The sequence below is a fragment of the Streptomyces sp. NBC_01635 genome (assembly GCF_045209715.1).
Taxonomy (GTDB): domain Bacteria; phylum Actinomycetota; class Actinomycetes; order Streptomycetales; family Streptomycetaceae; genus Streptomyces; species Streptomyces hirsutus.
The window spans coordinates 5,698,610-5,714,470 of record NZ_CP109277.1; the positions used below are offsets into that span (position 1 = coordinate 5,698,610).

Annotated in this window: 14 protein-coding genes; 8 read left to right on the forward strand and 6 right to left on the reverse strand. The window is 72.8% G+C overall.

Annotated elements, in window-relative coordinates:
- Window positions 1-60: 60 nt before the first annotated feature.
- Window positions 61-1,509 carry an NAD(P)H-quinone dehydrogenase gene (locus OHB56_RS26645; protein ID WP_406356033.1) on the forward strand — a complete coding sequence of 483 codons (1,449 nt, stop codon included), beginning with the start codon at window positions 61-63 and terminating at the stop codon, window positions 1,507-1,509.
- 227 nt (window positions 1,510-1,736) lie between these two features.
- Entirely contained in the window at window positions 1,737-2,699 is a 963-nt protein-coding gene (locus OHB56_RS26650; RefSeq protein WP_326754438.1) for a DeoR/GlpR family DNA-binding transcription regulator, read from the forward strand.
- A 111-nt stretch (window positions 2,700-2,810) separates the two neighbouring features.
- Here the strand turns inward: OHB56_RS26650 and OHB56_RS26655 are convergent, their stop codons facing one another.
- Window positions 2,811-4,583, reverse strand: a complete 1,773-nt coding sequence (locus OHB56_RS26655) for an acetyl/propionyl/methylcrotonyl-CoA carboxylase subunit alpha (RefSeq protein WP_406356035.1) — start codon at window positions 4,581-4,583, stop codon at window positions 2,811-2,813.
- Window positions 4,584-4,945: 362 nt separating this feature from the next.
- Between OHB56_RS26655 and OHB56_RS26660 the strand changes: the two genes are divergently transcribed.
- On the forward strand, window positions 4,946-5,452 hold the full coding sequence (locus OHB56_RS26660; protein ID WP_406356037.1) for a hypothetical protein: 507 nt from the start codon (window positions 4,946-4,948) through the stop codon (window positions 5,450-5,452).
- Here the strand turns inward: OHB56_RS26660 and OHB56_RS26665 are convergent.
- The 4 genes from OHB56_RS26665 to OHB56_RS26680 form a co-directional block, all read right to left on the reverse strand.
- Window positions 5,421-6,047 (reverse strand): nucleoside triphosphate pyrophosphatase, encoded by a 627-nt coding sequence (locus tag OHB56_RS26665; RefSeq protein ID WP_079047752.1) that lies wholly within the window; start codon window positions 6,045-6,047, stop codon window positions 5,421-5,423. The two genes, OHB56_RS26660 and OHB56_RS26665, sit on opposite strands and share 32 nt — an antisense overlap.
- A gap of 97 nt (window positions 6,048-6,144) precedes the next feature.
- The gene (mmpB, locus tag OHB56_RS26670; protein ID WP_095533885.1) at window positions 6,145-6,273 is read right to left on the reverse strand and encodes a morphogenic membrane protein MmpB; all 129 of its coding nucleotides are present in this window, start codon (window positions 6,271-6,273) and stop codon (window positions 6,145-6,147) included.
- Between the two features lie 382 nt (window positions 6,274-6,655).
- Entirely contained in the window at window positions 6,656-6,868 is a 213-nt protein-coding gene (locus OHB56_RS26675; RefSeq protein ID WP_406356040.1) for an acyl-CoA carboxylase epsilon subunit, read from the reverse strand.
- 55 nt (window positions 6,869-6,923) lie between these two features.
- On the reverse strand, window positions 6,924-8,513 hold the full coding sequence (locus OHB56_RS26680; protein ID WP_406356042.1) for an acyl-CoA carboxylase subunit beta: 1,590 nt from the start codon (window positions 8,511-8,513) through the stop codon (window positions 6,924-6,926).
- A 217-nt stretch (window positions 8,514-8,730) separates the two neighbouring features.
- On the opposite strand from OHB56_RS26680, the gene OHB56_RS26685 reads away from it, so the two are divergent.
- Window positions 8,731-9,627, forward strand: coding sequence for a biotin--[acetyl-CoA-carboxylase] ligase (locus OHB56_RS26685; RefSeq protein ID WP_326754443.1), 897 nt, complete (start codon window positions 8,731-8,733; stop codon window positions 9,625-9,627).
- Between the two features lie 217 nt (window positions 9,628-9,844).
- Entirely contained in the window at window positions 9,845-11,011 is a 1,167-nt protein-coding gene (locus tag OHB56_RS26690) for an adenylate/guanylate cyclase domain-containing protein (RefSeq protein ID WP_326754444.1), read from the forward strand.
- Window positions 11,012-11,044: 33 nt separating this feature from the next.
- On the opposite strand, the gene OHB56_RS26695 is transcribed toward OHB56_RS26690, so the two are convergent.
- Window positions 11,045-11,755 (reverse strand): hypothetical protein, encoded by a 711-nt coding sequence (locus OHB56_RS26695; RefSeq protein WP_326754445.1) that lies wholly within the window; start codon window positions 11,753-11,755, stop codon window positions 11,045-11,047.
- Between the two features lie 213 nt (window positions 11,756-11,968).
- On the opposite strand from OHB56_RS26695, the gene OHB56_RS26700 reads away from it, so the two are divergent.
- The 3 genes from OHB56_RS26700 to hutH all read left to right on the forward strand — a co-directional run bounded on the left by OHB56_RS26700 (window position 11,969) and on the right by hutH (window position 15,827).
- Entirely contained in the window at window positions 11,969-12,769 is an 801-nt protein-coding gene (locus OHB56_RS26700; RefSeq protein ID WP_326754446.1) for an enoyl-CoA hydratase-related protein, read from the forward strand.
- 108 nt (window positions 12,770-12,877) lie between these two features.
- Window positions 12,878-14,029 (forward strand): GGDEF domain-containing protein, encoded by a 1,152-nt coding sequence (locus OHB56_RS26705; protein ID WP_326754447.1) that lies wholly within the window; start codon window positions 12,878-12,880, stop codon window positions 14,027-14,029.
- A 142-nt stretch (window positions 14,030-14,171) separates the two neighbouring features.
- Window positions 14,172-15,827: a histidine ammonia-lyase gene (hutH, locus tag OHB56_RS26710; RefSeq protein ID WP_406356045.1), complete on the forward strand. Its 1,656-nt coding sequence runs from the start codon at window positions 14,172-14,174 to the stop codon at window positions 15,825-15,827.
- Window positions 15,828-15,861 lie beyond the last annotated feature (34 nt).

A 15,861-nucleotide genomic window follows, 5' to 3' on the forward strand; every position in this document is an offset into this window, starting at 1 on the left:
GGTAACAGGGGGGCCACGGCCGGAACCCCGGGGCGGTCGCACGGTGAAGTGTGCGGGACAATGGAGTACGTGACTCGGATCGTGATCATTGGTGGCGGACCCGGCGGATACGAGGCGGCGCTGGTCGCCGCGCAGCTCGGCGCGGAGGTGACCGTCGTCGACTGCGACGGCCTGGGCGGTGCGTCGGTGCTCACCGACTGCGTGCCGTCGAAGACCCTGATCGCCACGGCCGAGGTGATGACCACCTTCGACTCCTCCTACGAGGAACTGGGCATCATCGTCGCCGACGACACCCCGCACGTCGAGCAGGCCGCCCGAGTGGTGGGCGTGGACCTGGGCAAGGTGAACCGCCGAGTGAAGCGGCTGGCCCTGGCCCAGTCGCACGACATCACCGCGTCCGTGACGCGGGCCGGCGCCCGGGTGCTGCGCGGCCGCGGCCGGCTCGAGGGCATGCAGGCCCTCGACGGATCGCGCAAGGTCGTCGTCCAGGCCGCCGACGGGACCGAGGAGACGCTGACCGCCGACGCGGTGCTCATCGCCACCGGCGGCCACCCGCGCGAGCTGGCCGACGCCCGGCCGGACGGCGAGCGCATCCTGAACTGGACCCAGGTCTACGACCTCGACGAACTCCCCGAGGAGCTCATCGTGGTCGGTTCCGGTGTCACCGGTGCCGAGTTCGCCGGCGCGTACCAGGCGCTGGGCTCGAAGGTCACGCTCGTGTCGTCGCGCGACCGGGTGCTGCCGGGCGAGGACCCGGACGCCGCCGTGGTGCTGGAGGACGTCTTCCGCCGCCGCGGCATGAACGTCATGGCGCGTTCGCGCGCGCAGTCCGCCAAGCGGGTCGGGGACCGGGTGGAGGTGACCCTCGCCGACGGGCGGGTCATCACCGGGTCGCACTGCCTGATGGCGGTGGGCGCCGTCCCGAACTCCGCGGGCATGGGGCTCGAGGAGGCCGGGGTCAGGCTGCGCGAGTCGGGGCACATCTGGACCGACCGGGTCTCCCGCACCAGCGCCCCCGGCGTGTACGCGGCCGGTGACGTCACCGGGGTCTTCGCACTGGCGTCGGTGGCGGCGATGCAGGGGCGCATCGCCATGTACCACTTCCTGGGCGACGCGGTCGCTCCGCTGAACCTGAAGACCGTCTCGTCGAACGTGTTCACCGACCCCGAGATCGCCACCGTCGGCTACACCCAGGCGGACGTCGACGCGGGCAAGATCGACGCGCGGGTCGTGAAGCTGCCGCTGCTGCGCAACCCCCGCGCGAAGATGCAGGGCATCCGTGACGGGTTCGTCAAGATCTTCTGCCGGCCGGGCACCGAGATCGTGGTGGGCGGCGTCGTGGTCGCACCGCGCGCCTCCGAGCTGATCCACCCCATCTCGCTCGCGGTCGACAACAACCTGACGGTCGAGCAGATCGCGAACGCCTTCACCGTGTACCCCTCGCTGTCGGGTTCGATCGCCGAGGTGGCACGACAGTTGCACACGCGGAAGGTGGGCGGGGAAGCCTGACCGGGCGGACCGACCCCGGCTCCCCGCCGGCGCCCCTCCGTCGCCCACCGAGTGGCCGTCAACTCCCTTTTGGTCACAGAGAGTTGCGAGACATGCGTGCGGCGTGGGCGATGCAACCAGGCCATCACTTGGCGCTTATACCACTTGACGGTCGGGTGTGCGAACAACTTCTGCTATTCAGCGCAAAGTGCTGAAAGCAGACGGTCGCTGGAGTTACTGTCAGTTTCGTGTTCGCTGCAGAACGTCGCCAATTGATCCTCGAAATGGTGCGAGCGAACGGGGCCGTGTCGCTCCGTGAACTCGCCCGCGTCGTCCAGACCTCCGAAGTGACCGTACGGCGGGACGTGCGCGCGCTGGAGGCAGAAGGACTCCTCGACCGCCGGCATGGCGGTGCGGTACTGCCGGGTGGTTTCACGCGAGAGTCCGGCTTCCCGCAGAAGTCCCATCTCGCGACCGCCGAGAAGACCGCCATCGCCGACCTCGCCGCGAGTTTCGTGGAGGAGGGCGAGGCCGTCGTGGTCGGTGCGGGTACCACCACGCAGGAGCTGGCGCGCCGGTTGGCCCGGGTGCCCGGGCTGACCGTCGTCACCAATTCCCTGCTCGTGGCCCAGGCGCTGGCGCACGCCAACCGGGTCGAGGTCGTGATGACCGGCGGTACGCTGCGCGGTTCGAACTACGCCCTCGTCGGCAGCGGCGCCGAACAGTCCCTCCAGGGGCTGAGGGTGTCCAGGGCCTTCCTCTCCGGCAGCGGGCTGACCGCCGAACGCGGGCTGTCCACGTCCAACATGCTGTCGGCCTCCGTCGACCGGGCGCTGGTGCAGGCCGCCGCGGAGGTGGTGGTCCTCGCCGACCACGGCAAGCTCGGCATGGACACCATGTTCCAGACCGTGCCCACGGACCTCATCACCCGCCTGGTGACGGACGAGCCGCCCGCCCACGACGACCGCGCGGCCACCGAGCTGCAGGCACTCGCCGACCAGGGCGTCCAGATCGCCGTGGCCGGAGCGCCGGGAGGCACCGCGGGCCCGGGGGGTGACGGGGCTCCGGCACGTCAGCAACAGCGCCGGGACATGCCGCTGCCGGGGCCCCGCCGACAGGGTCCGGGGCTGCGGTCGGCGGTGGGCCTGGGAGCGGCCGAACAGGCCCAGAGCACGGAGCGGGCACGGGTCGCGGACCTGCGCAGACGGTGAGCGCGCGGTAGTCCGCAGACGTGCGGTGGCCCGCAGGCACGCGGTGGCCCGTCAACGCAAGGCGCCCGGCGGACCGATCGGTCCGCCGGGCGCCTTGAAGCGTCGTGCGGGTCAGTCCTTGATCTCGCAGATGAGCGCCCCGGACGTGACGGACGCGCCGACCTCCGCGCTGAGGCCCTTGACGGTGCCGGAGCGGTGGGCGTTGAGGGGCTGCTCCATCTTCATGGCCTCCAGGACGACGACGAGGTCGCCTTCCTTGACCTCCTGCCCCTCCTCCACCGCGATCTTGACGATGGTGCCCTGCATCGGGGAGGCGAGGGTGTCGCCCGAGGCCACGGGACCGGACTTCTTCGCCGCACGGCGCTTGGGCCTGGCCCCGGCCGCGAGACCCGTGCGGGCCAGCGACATGCCGAGCGAGGCGGGCAGGGAGACCTCGAGGCGCTTGCCGCCGACCTCGACGACGACCGTCTCCCGGTCGATCTCCTCGTCCGCCTCGGCGTCCGCGGCGGCCGTGAAGGGCTTGATCTCGTTGACGAACTCGGTCTCGATCCACCGGGTGTGGACCGTGAAAGGATCGGCGGAGCCGGTGAGCTCGGGGGCGAACGCGGGGTCCCTGACCACGGCGCGGTGGAACGGGATGGCGGTGGCCATCCCCTCGACCTGGAACTCGTCCAGGGCGCGGGCCGCCCGCTGGAGCGCTTCCTGGCGGGTGCGGCCGGTGACGATCAGCTTGGCCAGCAGGGAGTCCCAGGCCGGGCCGATGACCGAGCCCGACTCGACGCCCGCGTCCAGGCGCACGCCCGGACCGGACGGCGGGGCGAACGTGGTGACCGTGCCGGGGGCGGGGAGGAAACCGCGTCCCGGGTCCTCGCCGTTGATGCGGAACTCGAACGAGTGGCCGCGCAGCGGCGGGTCGTCGTAGCCGAGCGCCTCGCCGTCGGCGATGCGGAACATCTCGCGGACGAGGTCGACGCCGGCGACCTCCTCGGTGACCGGGTGCTCCACCTGGAGGCGGGTGTTGACCTCCAGGAAGGAGATCGTGCCGTCGACGCCGACCAGGAACTCCACCGTGCCGGCGCCGACGTAGCCGGCCTCCTTCAGGATGGCCTTCGACGCCGAGTACAGCTCGGCGACCTGCGCGTCGGACAGGAACGGCGCCGGGGCCTCCTCGACCAGCTTCTGGTGCCGGCGCTGCAGCGAGCAGTCGCGGGTGGAGACGACGACCACGTTGCCGTGGGTGTCGGCCAGGCACTGGGTCTCCACGTGCCGCGGCTTGTCCAGGTACCGCTCGACGAAGCACTCGCCGCGGCCGAAGGCGGCCACCGCCTCGCGGACCGCGGAGTCGTACAGCTCCGGGACCTCTTCGAGGGTGCGGGCGACCTTCAGACCGCGGCCGCCGCCGCCGAACGCGGCCTTGATCGCGATGGGCAGGCCGTGCTCCTTCGCGAAGGCGACGACCTCGTCGGCGCCGGACACCGGGTCGGGCGTGCCCGCGACCAGGGGCGCGCCGGCGCGCTGGGCGATGTGGCGGGCGGCGACCTTGTCACCGAGGTCGCGGATGGCCTGCGGCGGCGGGCCGATCCAGACCAGCCCGGCGTCGAGGACCGCCTGGGCGAAGTCGGCGTTCTCGGAGAGGAAGCCGTAGCCGGGGTGGATGGCGTCGGCCCCCGATTCGCGGGCGGCCTTCAGCACCTTGTCGATGTCGAGGTAGCTGGTCGCGGGAGTGTCACCGCCCAGGGCGAACGCCTCGTCCGCGGCGCGGACGTGCAGAGCGTCGCGGTCCGGATCCGCGTAGACGGCCACGCTCGAGATACCGGCATCCCGACAGGCTCGGGCCACGCGGACAGCGATTTCGCCACGGTTGGCGATGAGCACCTTGCGCACGATTGAGGCTCCCTCCTTGAAACAAGCCGAGTTTAGGGACTACCGACACGGCACTACGACCCGTCCCCAAGGGTGAGCTTGCCCACACGGAGCGTGATTCGAGGCTCGCTCGACCCGCGAAATCCCATGTCGCACCTTGGTACGCAAGACTCCTCCGGGAAACCCTAGCCGTCCCGTGTGGTCAAGGTCTCTGTGAGAGCGTGCTGCGGCCCACTCTGTTTTTTGTCGAGTCCCTACGAATGGCCCAATGATTCTTTGCCGTTCGCGGGACCCTTGCCCCTGTCTTTACTTGTCAGTAACGTTCGCGCTGTCTTGAGCGTACTCGGGGTAACCACAGTCGTGCTCGAAAGTGGGTGGGGCCGGTGGTCCGCAGACCGGTGGCGTGGATCGTGGCACTCGTGCTCTTCGCCGAAGGGCTCGGCGTCGCCGCCCTGAACTGGTTGCTCGGGGTCGTCGTCGACCGCCAGGACATGTCCCTGGCCGGCCTCGATCCGCACCTGACGTCGGTGTCCTCGAAGGCCGCCGGCATCGTCTTCGGGCTCTACTTCGCCCTGTGCGGCCTCGTCGCGCTGCTGGTCGCCCTGCGCGACCGCGCGCCCTCCGGGGCGGGCCGGGGCCTGCTGATCAGCGCCGCCGTGGTGCACGCGCTGCTGGGCGCCTTCGCGTGGGGACCGGTCGGCATGTCCGCGTTCCTCTCCATGGTGGTGGTGCTCGCCCTCATCGTGCTGCTCCTGATGACGTACGACCCCGAGAGCCGTCCTGGAGGGCCCGCCGGCGCCGCCGGACCCGCCAGGCCCGCGGGCGGGAGCGGTGGGGACGGCGCCGACGGGTCCCCGGTCACCTCTCCGGCGGCGCCCACAGCTCCGTGATGCCCACGCCCAGCCGGGCCAGCAGACGGCGCACCAGCGGCAGGCTGATGCCGATGACGTTCCCGTGGTCGCCGTCGATGCCCTCGATGAACGGGGCCGAGCGGCCGTCCAGGGTGAACGCTCCCGCGACATGGAGCGGTTCGCCGGACGCGACGTAGGCGGCGATCTCCTCGTCCGAGGGCTCGCCGAAGCGGACGACGGTGGACGCGGTGGCGGAGGCGTACCGGCTGCCCTCCGCGGTGGTGTCGTAGACGCAGTGGCCGGTCTGGAGGATGCCGGCGCGGCCCCGCATCGACTTCCAGCGCGCGGTGGCCTCCTCGGCGTCCGCGGGCTTGCCGAGGGCCTGGCCGTCCAGCTCGAGCACCGAGTCGCAGCCGATCACCAAGGCGCCTCGGACCTCCGGCTTCGCCGCGACGACGGAGGCCTTCGCCTCGGCGAGGGCGAGGGCCAGTTCGGCCGGGGTGGGTGCGGTGACGGCGTCCTCGTCGACCCCGCTGACGATCACTTCGGGGGTGAGTCCGGCCTGGCGGAGCAGCCCGAGCCGGGCGGGGGACTGGGAGGCGAGCACGAGCCGACGGCGGGGCTGATCTGTCATGCGATCAGCGTATCGGCGGATCCGCCCACCGGCGTGGCGGCCGGACGCCTCCGCCCGGCCGGCCCGCCGGAAGTCCGGGCCCGGCCGGTCCGACGCCTCACCGCACGCCGATCACGATCATCGCCAGCACCATGGCCAGCGCCATGAGAACGCCCAGCCGCCGCAGCATCTCCTGCGTGTCCCGCAGTTCCTTCGGCGGCTCGTTCTCGGGGTCGGACCACAGCATGCTCTCCATCGTCCGGCCGCCCGGCCCGGCACCGCCTGAGTACGCGTACTCAACTTCCCGGCATGATCCCCACGACGGGCTCTGAGGCCTGTCCGGCGGCTCAGGCCTCAGACGCGGGGGCCGGCACGCACAGCTGCCGCGTTGTCGTCGCTCGCCGACTCCCCCGAGCTCTCGGCTCCTCCCCCACTCTCGGCTTCGCTCGAGCGGGGGCACCCCCATGAGCAGGGGGGCACCCATCGCGTCGATTCCCTCCGCCGCCGTGCGGCTGCACGCTCCCCCAAGTTCTCGGCTCCGCTCGAACAGGGAGGGACCCCCAGGACCCCGCTCACCCCGGCTCGAAAGATGCCGCCGGCTATCTCCGACTCGATCCGCCGGACAGGCCTCAGGCCCCCGGCCAGTACGTCCGCGACCAGGCCGTCGGCCCCGGCTGGGGCAGGAGACGGCCGGCGATGCGGGCCGGGTCGGACCAGGAGGCGCGGGGAGCGGGCGCGCCGGACGGCATGGCGGACGCCGCCGCGGCGCGCGCGCGGACCACCGCCAGTGCGGCGGCCAGCTCCTCCGGGGTCGGGTTGCCCCGTACGACCTTGATCGTCATGGCGTCTTCCAATCGCTCGGCCGGGTCCCGGTGCGCAGGGCCCGGCGGGCAGGAGTCACAGGGGGATGTTGCCGTGCTTCTTCGGAGGCAGGGATTCCCGCTTGGTCCGCAGCTGACGCAGTCCGCGGACGATGTGCCGACGGGTGTCCGACGGCATGATCACCGCGTCGACGTAGCCGCGCTCGGCCGCCACGTAGGGGTTGAGTAGCGCGTCCTCGTACTCCTGGATCAGCCGGGCGCGGGTGGCTTCGGCATCGCCCGATTCGGTGATGGTGCGGCGGTGCAGGATGTTGACGGCGCCCTGTGCGCCCATCACCGCGATCTGCGCGGTGGGCCACGCCAGGTTGATGTCGGCGCCCAGGTGCTTGGATCCCATGACGTCGTACGCGCCGCCGAACGCCTTGCGGGTGATGACGGTGATCAGCGGGACGGTCGCCTCCGCGTACGCGAAGATCAGCTTGGCCCCGCGCCGGATGATGCCGTCGTGCTCCTGGTCGACGCCGGGCAGGAAGCCGGGCACGTCGACGAAGGTCAGGACCGGCACGTTGAAGGCGTCGCAGGTGCGCACGAAGCGGGCCGCCTTCTCGGAGGCGGTGATGTCCAGGCATCCGGCGAACTGCATCGGCTGGTTGGCGACGATGCCGACCGGGCGGCCCTCCACCCGGCCGTATCCGGTGACGATGTTCGGCGCGAACAGCGGCTGCGTCTCGAGGAACTCGCCGTCGTCCAGGATGTGCTCGATGACCGTGTGCATGTCGTACGGCTGGTTCGCGCTGTCCGGGACGATCGTGTCCAGCTCGCGGTCCTCGTCGGTGACGGTGAGGTCCGCCTCCTCCGGGTACGCCGGGGGGTCGGAGAGGTTGTTGGACGGCAGGTACGACAGCAGCTGCTTGACGTACTCGATGGCGTCCTTCTCGTCCCCGGCCATGTGGTGGGCCACGCCCGAGGTGGAGTTGTGGGTGCGGGCGCCGCCCAGTTCCTCGAAGCCGACGTCCTCGCCGGTGACCGTCTTGATGACGTCCGGGCCGGTGATGAACATGTGCGAGGTCTGATCGACCATGACCGTGAAGTCGGTGATCGCGGGGGAGTAGACCGCGCCGCCCGCGCACGGGCCGACGACCAGGCTGATCTGCGGGATCACGCCGGAGGCGTGGGTGTTGCGGCGGAAGATCTCGCCGTAGGCGCCCAGCGAGGCCACGCCCTCCTGGATCCGGGCACCGCCGGAGTCGTTGATCCCGATGACCGGGCAGCCGGTCTTCAGGGCGAAGTCCATGACCTTGACGATCTTCTGCCCGTACACCTCGCCCAGCGCCCCGCCGAAGACCGTGAAGTCCTGCGAGAACACGGCGACCGGGCGGCCGTCGACCGTGCCGTACCCGGTGACGACGCCGTCGCCGTACGGACGGTTGCTGTCCAGGCCGAAGCTGGTGGAACGGTGCCGGGCGAACTCGTCCAGCTCGACGAACGACCCTTCGTCGAGCAGCAGATCGATCCGCTCACGGGCCGTCAGTTTGCCCTTGGCGTGCTGCTTCTCCACGGCCCGTTCCGAACCGGCGTGCGTCGCCTCGTGAATGCGCCGCTGGAGGTCCGCGATTTTGCCCGCGGTCGTATGAAGGTCGGGCTGCTGCACTTCCGGCTCGGACATCGGGATACGGCTCCCTGCCTGCTCAAAAGGGGGGACGGTTACTCATCCGCAGCGTAGTGGGGGCCCCCGGGATCGGCAGTGCGGTCTTTCCCACACTCCTTTCCCCTTCACAGACCGGTCAACGGGCTGAGAACCGCCCCGGTGACCCGGTCTCGTGACCCGGTCCCCCGACCCGTCCCCGCTGCGCCGCGGAGGACGTCGTACCTAGGGTGGCCGTATGACGAAGTCACCGGATGACGATGGCACGACCGGACCGGACCTCCCGCCGACGCCGGGACGCTGGACCGACCTCGAACGCCCGCCGCTGAACGCCGCCGGCCTGCGCAGAGGCCTGGTGCGCGGCGGCGGGCTGTGGCAGCAGGTCGACGTGGTGCAGCGCACCGGTTCCACCAACTCCGACCTGGTGGCCCGTGCCGACGCGGGGACGGCCGGTGAGGGGGCCGTGCTCGTCGCGGAGGAGCAGACCGCCGCGCGGGGCCGCCTGGACCGGCAGTGGACGGCCCCGGCCCGCTCCGGCCTCTTCTTCTCCGTCCTGCTCAGGCCCGCCGAGGTGCCGGTGGCCCGCTGGGGCTGGCTGCCCCTGCTCACCGGCGTCGCGGTGGCCACCGGACTGTCCCGGACGGCGGGCGTCGACACGGCCCTGAAGTGGCCCAACGACCTCCTCGTCACCGTCGGCGGCGAGGAGCGCAAGGCCGCCGGAATCCTCGCGGAGCGGGCCGGGGACGACGGGGTGGTGATCGGCGTCGGCATCAACGTCAGCCTGCACGCCGACGAGTTGCCGGTGCCCACCGCCGGGTCCCTGGCGCTGGCGGGTGCGGTGACCACGGACCGGGACCCGCTGCTGCGGGGCGTGCTGCGGTCGCTGGAGGACTGGTACGGGCGCTGGCGGGCGGCGGGCGGCGACCCGGCCGCGAGCGGCCTGCAGGAGACGTACGCGGCGGGGTGCGCGACCCTCGGGCGGGTGGTGCGGGCCGAGCTGCCGGGCGACCGGGTGCTGGTGGGCGAGGCGGTCGCCGTCGACGGGGACGGGCGCCTGGTGCTGGCCACGGAGGAGGGGGTGCAGGAACCGGTGGGAGCGGGCGACATCGTGCACGTGCGCCCCGTCGTCCCGTAGGACCCGTCGCCGTCGTCCCCTGGGCCCTGCCGCCCCGGGGGGCGGGTGAGGGGCGCACGCGGGCACGGGTGCGGATGCGTACGGTGGGTACCCCGATGCCGGGTGCGCCGGTCGTGCCACCCGTCGACGCGACCGGACGGAGTGAGCTGGCGCACACCTGCCGTAGAGTTGAGGCCGGTCGAGACATGGCCGTGGCAGATCGGAAGGGCAGCAACGCGTGACCGTCGACGACTCGGGCTCCGGAACGGAAGCGCAGGGCCGCGCGGAGCCTCCGCCACCCTCGGCCTCGCGCGAGCGAGGGCGGGGGGACGACTCCCGTCCCGCCGACAACGGCGAGGACCCGCTCGCTCTGCGTCTCGAACAGCTCATCCTGGGCGCCGAGCGCCGTTATACCCCTTTTCAGGCGGCCCGCAGTGCCAGCGTCACCGTGGAGACGGCCACGCGCTTCTGGCGGGCCATGGGGTTCGCCGACGTCGGACAGGCCAAGGCGTTGACCGAGGCCGACGTCCTGGCGCTGCGCCGGCTGGCCGGTCTGGTGGAGGCGGGGCTGCTGAGCGAGGCCATGGCCGTGCAGGTGGCGCGGTCCACGGGACAGACCACCGCGCGACTGGCCGAGTGGCAGATCGACTCCTTCCTGGAAGGGCTGACCGAGCCGCCCGAGCTGGGCATGACCCGCACCGAGGTCACGTATCCCATCATCGAGCTGCTCCTGCCCGAGCTGGAGGAGTTCCTCGTCTACGTCTGGCGGCGGCAGCTCGCCGCCTCGGCCGGGCGGGTGCTCCAGGCCGCCGACGACGAGGAGATGGTGGACCGGCGGCTCGCCGTCGCGTTCGCCGACCTCGTCGGGTTCACGCGGCTGACCCGGCGGATGGAGGAGGAGGAGCTCGGCGAACTCGTCGAGGCCTTCGAGACGACCGCCGCCGACCTGGTGGCCGCGCGCGGCGGGCGGCTCATCAAGACCCTCGGTGACGAGGTGCTCTACGCCGCCGACGACGCGGGAACGGCCGCGGAGATCGCCCTGCGGCTGATCGAGACCATGGCGAACGACGAGACGATGCCGGAGCTCCGGGTCGGCATGGCGTTCGGCACCGTCACCACCCGCATGGGCGATGTCTTCGGTACGACGGTGAACCTGGCCTCCCGGCTCACCTCGATAGCTCCCCGGGACGCCGTGCTCATCGACGCCGCCTTCGCCGAGGAACTGATCCGCACCGGTGACGCGCCCGCCTCCGAGGCCGCCGCCGCCGAGGCGGCGGCCGCGGCGGAGAAGGAGGGCGAGGAGCCGCCGACGTACCGCTTCGGGCTGCAGCCGATGTGGCAGCGGCCCGTGCGTGGCCTGGGCGTGGTGGAGCCGTGGCTGCTCACCCGCCGGGACACCCCCTAGAGGGTCCGGGAGCTCTCCGGCGGCCTCCCCGGTTCAGCCCCTGAGGCCGGTGCCGCCGCCCACGCACAGGCCGATGATCGGTACGCAGAGGACGGGGTCGTCGTCCGGTGCGCTCGGCCGGTCCGGTGGCGGGGGAGGTGCCTGCCGGTCCGGGGGCCGAGGCCGCGGCGGTGTGCGGTCCGCAGGCGTCGGCGGGGGAGTGGGGTCGTCCGGTGGGGCGCCGGTGGGGACCGGCGGCTTCGGGGCCCTTGGCGGGTCCGGGGCGCTCGGGGCGCTCGAGGTGTCCGGAGGGGTGAGGGGCGAGGCCACGGCGGTCGGTGCGGCGGTGCTGCCCGGGGCGGCCGGTGTGAGCAGCGGCGTGCGCTGACCGCCCAGGGCGGTGGGCGAGGAGGGACCGGCCCCCGGGGCCGGGGTGGCCGGAGCAGTGGTACCGCCCGTACCGCCCGTGCCGGCCGGGTGGGGGCTCGTGGCGGTCGAGGGGGCCGGGACGACCGGGCGGGGGCCGGCCCCGGCGCCGAGGTCCGCGGGGCCCGGGTCGGACGCCAGGCGTACGAGGCTCAGGGCGCCCGCGGTCAGCGCCAGCCCGCCGCCGGCCAACAGGAGTTTCCGGTGGCGGGGTTTGCGGTGGCGGCCCCGGATGCGCGCGCTGAAGAGGGTGGATCCGGTGTGCGCCGGTGTGCCCTCGGCCGTCTCCGCTCCGGTGGACCGCGGTGCGGTCGGTCTGGTCGGTGTGTTCGTCGGCATGATGATTCCTCCCCCTGCGCACGCGCCCCCACGCGCCGCGGTGCCTCGCACGCTAGGCGTTCCCCTGCGAGGCCGAATCGGAGTGGCCGGGATATCACTCGAACGGGTGGACGGGGGGTGATCGGGGAACCGGACGCGCGCCCTTTCGCCGGACGGCGGCCGACTGCGATGATCGGGAGGACGGATGTTAACCATCGTTCACCGGAGGCTGTCGTGAGTGAGGAACGGTTCGGGGAGTTCGTGCTGGTGCGGCGGCATGAACGGGGATATGTCGCGGAGCTCGTCCTCGACCGGCCCAAGGCCATGAACGCCGTCTCGACCGAGATGGCCCGGTCCCTCGCCGGGGCCTGCGCGGCACTGGGGAAGGACCCGGCCGTACGGGCGGTGGTGCTGACCTCGTCGCACGAGCGGGCCTTCTGTGTCGGGGCCGATCTGAAGGAGCGCAATTCCTTCAGCGACGCCGATCTGATGCGCCAGCGGCCGGTGGCGCGCGGGGCCTACACCGGCGTGCTGGAGCTGCCGGTGCCGACGGTGGCGGCGGTGCACGGGTTCGCGCTGGGCGGCGGATTCGAACTGGCCCTGTCCTGCGATGTGATCGTCGCCGACCGCACGGCCGTGGTGGGGCTGCCCGAGGTTTCCGTCGGGGTGATTCCGGGCGGCGGCGGTACCCAGCTGCTGCCCAGACGGGTGGGCGCGGCGCGGGCCGCCGAGCTGATCTTCACGGCGCGCCGGGTGGAGGCCGCCGAGGCCCGGGAGCTGGGGCTCGTCGACGAACTGGTGGAGACGGGACGGGACCGGGAGGAGGCGCTGGCCCTGGCCGCCCGGATCGCCGCCCACTCGCCGGTGGGGCTGCGGGCGGCCAAGCGGGCGCTGAGGCTCGGGCAGGGGCTGGACCTGCCCGCCGGCCTCGAGGTGGAGGACGCCGCCTGGCGGTCGGTGGCGTTCTCGGGCGACCGTGCGGAGGGCGTCGCCGCCTTCAACGAGAAGCGCAAGCCGAACTGGCCGGGGGAATAGGGCGGCGCCGGGCCGGAGGAAGGGAGCGGTGGGGTCCGGGGCATGGCGGCGCATCCCGTTTGCTCCTTAAATATCCCTGTTCACGGCGAACGTCCTTAGCCTGGAGGGATGGGTGAGGACAGCCGGCTGGCTGCGGTGGTGGCGCTGGCACAGGGCATGGCCGCCGCGCACAGTTCGCAGGAGGTTTGGCGGGCCGCGGCCCACGGGGCCCGCCGGGCGCTCGGCGGGAGCTTCGCCGCACTGTCGGTGTGGGAGCGGGAGCTGGGGCGGCTGCGCGTCCTGGTCAACGTCGGCGAGCTGGCCGAGGGCGAGGAGGAGTTCCCGGACGACGAGGCCTATCCCGTGCACCAGTTCGCCGAGATCACCGAGTTCCTGCACGAGCGGTGGGCGGCCGGCGGCGGCGAGCCGGACGCCTGGGTGGAGACCGCCCGGGGGCCGACGGAGGGGCGGCCCGGCTACACCCACCAGAGGGTGGCGGCTCTGCGCCGGCGGGGGCGCGGCTGCTGCGTGGTCGCCCCGATCGTGCTGCACGGGCGGGCGTGGGGCGAGTTGTACGTGGCCCGGCCGGCCGGCGCCCCTGTCTTCGTGCGGGGCGACGCCGACTTCGCGACGGTGCTGGCCGCCGTCGTCGCCGCCGGGATCGCGCAGACCGAGCGGCTGGAGGAGGCGCGGCGGCTCGCGTACACGGACGCGCTCACCGGGCTGGCCAACCGGCGGGCCGTGGACGTCCGGCTCGACGAGGCGATCGAGCGGCACCGCCGGGACGGGGCCGTCGTCAGCCTCGTCGTGTGCGATCTGAACGGGCTCAAGCGGGTCAACGACACGCTGGGACATGCCGTCGGCGACCGGCTCCTCGAACGGTTCGGGACCGTGCTGTCCCTGTGTGGGGCCATGCTGCCCGGCGCCCTGGCGGCGCGGCTCGGCGGGGACGAGTTCTGTCTGCTGGTGGTGGGGCCGTCCGCCGACGAGGCCGTCCGGGCGGCCGGCGAAGTGTGCCGTCGCGCCGTGGAGTTGGAGATCGGGGAGGGTGTGGCCTGCGGGGTGGCGTCCACCGGGGACGCCATCGGGCCGGTGCGTTCCGCCCGGCGGCTCTTCCGGCTGGCCGACGCGGCGCAGTACCGCGCGAAGGCCGAGCGGGCGTCCCGTCCCGTCGTCGCCGGGCGTGAGGGCCCGGGTGACCCGGTCGTGCGCCTGGCGGACGAGCCGGTACGAGAGCCGGACGGCGAGCGGCGCCGGTTCCGGGGGCGGCACTCGCCGTAGAGGGCCGGGGAGGGGGCCCGGGCGCCCGGGAGGCGCCGGTTCGGCGGACTCCGGGGCGTGGCGAGGGGGCGGGCGTCTCGGTAAGGGGTGACCACCGGTCCCGGTGATGACATCACCGAATTCACTGCGTACGCTCCTGAATATGGATATGCACACTGTGGTGAACGGGGAAGGCGTGAAGCGCGGCCTTGAAAGAGTGCTGGTGGGTGACGGTCGGGCGTCCGGCGTGACCGCGTCCGACGTGCTCGCCGTGGCGCGCGGCGGCGCCCGCGTCGAACTCTCCCGCGAGGCGCTGGCCGCCCTCGCCGCGTCCCGCAGGATCGTGGACGCCCTGGCCGCCGAGCCGGACCCCGTGTACGGGGTGAGCACCGGTTTCGGCGCCTTGGCGACCCGGCACATCGGCCCCGAGCTGCGTGCTCGGCTGCAGCGCAACATCGTCCGCTCGCACGCCGCGGGCATGGGGCCGCGCGTCGAGCGCGAGGTCGTCCGCGCCCTGATGTTCCTGCGGCTGAAGACCCTGTGCTCCGGGCACACCGGCGTACGCCCGGAGGTCGCGCAGGCGATCGCCGACGTGCTGAACGCCGGCATCACCCCCGTGGTGCACGAGTACGGTTCCCTCGGCTGTTCCGGCGACCTGGCCCCGCTGTCCCACTGTGCGCTCGCCCTGATGGGCGAAGGGGAGGCCGAGGGGCCCGACGGGACCCTGCGGCCCGCCGGCGAGCTGCTCGCCGAGCACGGGATCCGGCCCGTCGAACTGCGCGAGAAGGAAGGGCTCGCCCTCCTCAACGGCACCGACGGCATGCTCGGCATGCTGATCATGGCCCTCGCCGACCTCGACACCCTCTACCGGTCCGCCGACGTCACGGCCGCGATGAGCCTGGAGGCGCTGCTCGGCACCGACAAGGTGCTCGCCCCCGAACTGCACGCCATCCGCCCCCATCCGGGCCAGGCCGCCAGCGCCGCCAACATGCTGGCCGTGCTGGCCGGTTCGGGACTGACGGGACATCACCAGGACGACGCCCCGCGGGTCCAGGACGCCTACTCGGTGCGCTGCGCCCCGCAGGTGGCGGGCGCCGGACGGGACACGATCGCGCACGCCCGGCTGGTCGCCGAGCGCGAACTCGCCGCCGCCATCGACAATCCGGTGGTGCTGCTCGACGACACGGGCTCCGGTGGCACGGGTGCGGACGGCACCGGTTCGGGGGCGTCCGGTTCCAGGGGCGGGCGGATGGAGTCCAACGGCAACTTCCACGGCGCCCCGGTGGCCTATGTGCTCGACTTCCTCGCCATCGCCGTCGCCGACCTCGGCTCCATCGCCGAGCGCCGTACCGACCGGCTGCTGGACAAGAACCGCAGCCACGGGCTGCCGCCGTTCCTCGCCGACGACGCCGGTGTCGACTCCGGTCTGATGATCGCTCAGTACACACAGGCCGCGCTGGTGAGCGAGTTGAAGCGGCTGGCCGTACCGGCGTCGGCGGACTCGATCCCGTCCTCCGCGATGCAGGAGGACCACGTCTCGATGGGCTGGTCGGCCGCGCGCAAGCTGCGTACCTCGGTCGACAACCTCACCAGGGTCATCGCCGTCGAACTGTACGCCGCCGCACGTGCGGTGGAGCTGCGCGAGGGGCTCACCCCGGCGCCCGCGACCCGGGCCGTCGTCGAGGCCGCGCGAGAGGCCGGGGTGGGAGGCCCCGGGCCGGACCGTCATCTCGCGCCCGACCTCGCCGCGGCGGAGGCGTTCGTACGGGACGGACGACTGCTGGCGGCGGTGGAGAAGATCACAGGCCCTCTGCGGTGATGTGCCGCGGCCGCCCGGAGGTCACGGTCAAGTT

What these genes read in the sequence shown, in the direction of transcription:
- OHB56_RS26680 (WP_406356042.1), bottom strand. Translation starts at nt 8,513, where the DNA reads ATGTCCGAGCCGGAAGTGCAGCAGCCCGACCTTCATACGACCGCGGGC.
- hutH (WP_406356045.1), top strand. Translation starts at nt 14,172, where the DNA reads ATGGATATGCACACTGTGGTGAACGGGGAAGGCGTGAAGCGCGGCCTT.
- OHB56_RS26685 (WP_326754443.1), top strand. Translation starts at nt 8,731, where the DNA reads ATGACGAAGTCACCGGATGACGATGGCACGACCGGACCGGACCTCCCG.
- OHB56_RS26645 (WP_406356033.1), top strand. Translation starts at nt 61, where the DNA reads ATGGAGTACGTGACTCGGATCGTGATCATTGGTGGCGGACCCGGCGGA.
- mmpB (WP_095533885.1), bottom strand. Translation starts at nt 6,273, where the DNA reads ATGCTGTGGTCCGACCCCGAGAACGAGCCGCCGAAGGAACTGCGGGAC.
- OHB56_RS26695 (WP_326754445.1), bottom strand. Translation starts at nt 11,755, where the DNA reads ATGCCGACGAACACACCGACCAGACCGACCGCACCGCGGTCCACCGGA.
- OHB56_RS26705 (WP_326754447.1), top strand. Translation starts at nt 12,878, where the DNA reads ATGGGTGAGGACAGCCGGCTGGCTGCGGTGGTGGCGCTGGCACAGGGC.
- OHB56_RS26675 (WP_406356040.1), bottom strand. Translation starts at nt 6,868, where the DNA reads ATGACGATCAAGGTCGTACGGGGCAACCCGACCCCGGAGGAGCTGGCC.
- OHB56_RS26665 (WP_079047752.1), bottom strand. Translation starts at nt 6,047, where the DNA reads ATGACAGATCAGCCCCGCCGTCGGCTCGTGCTCGCCTCCCAGTCCCCC.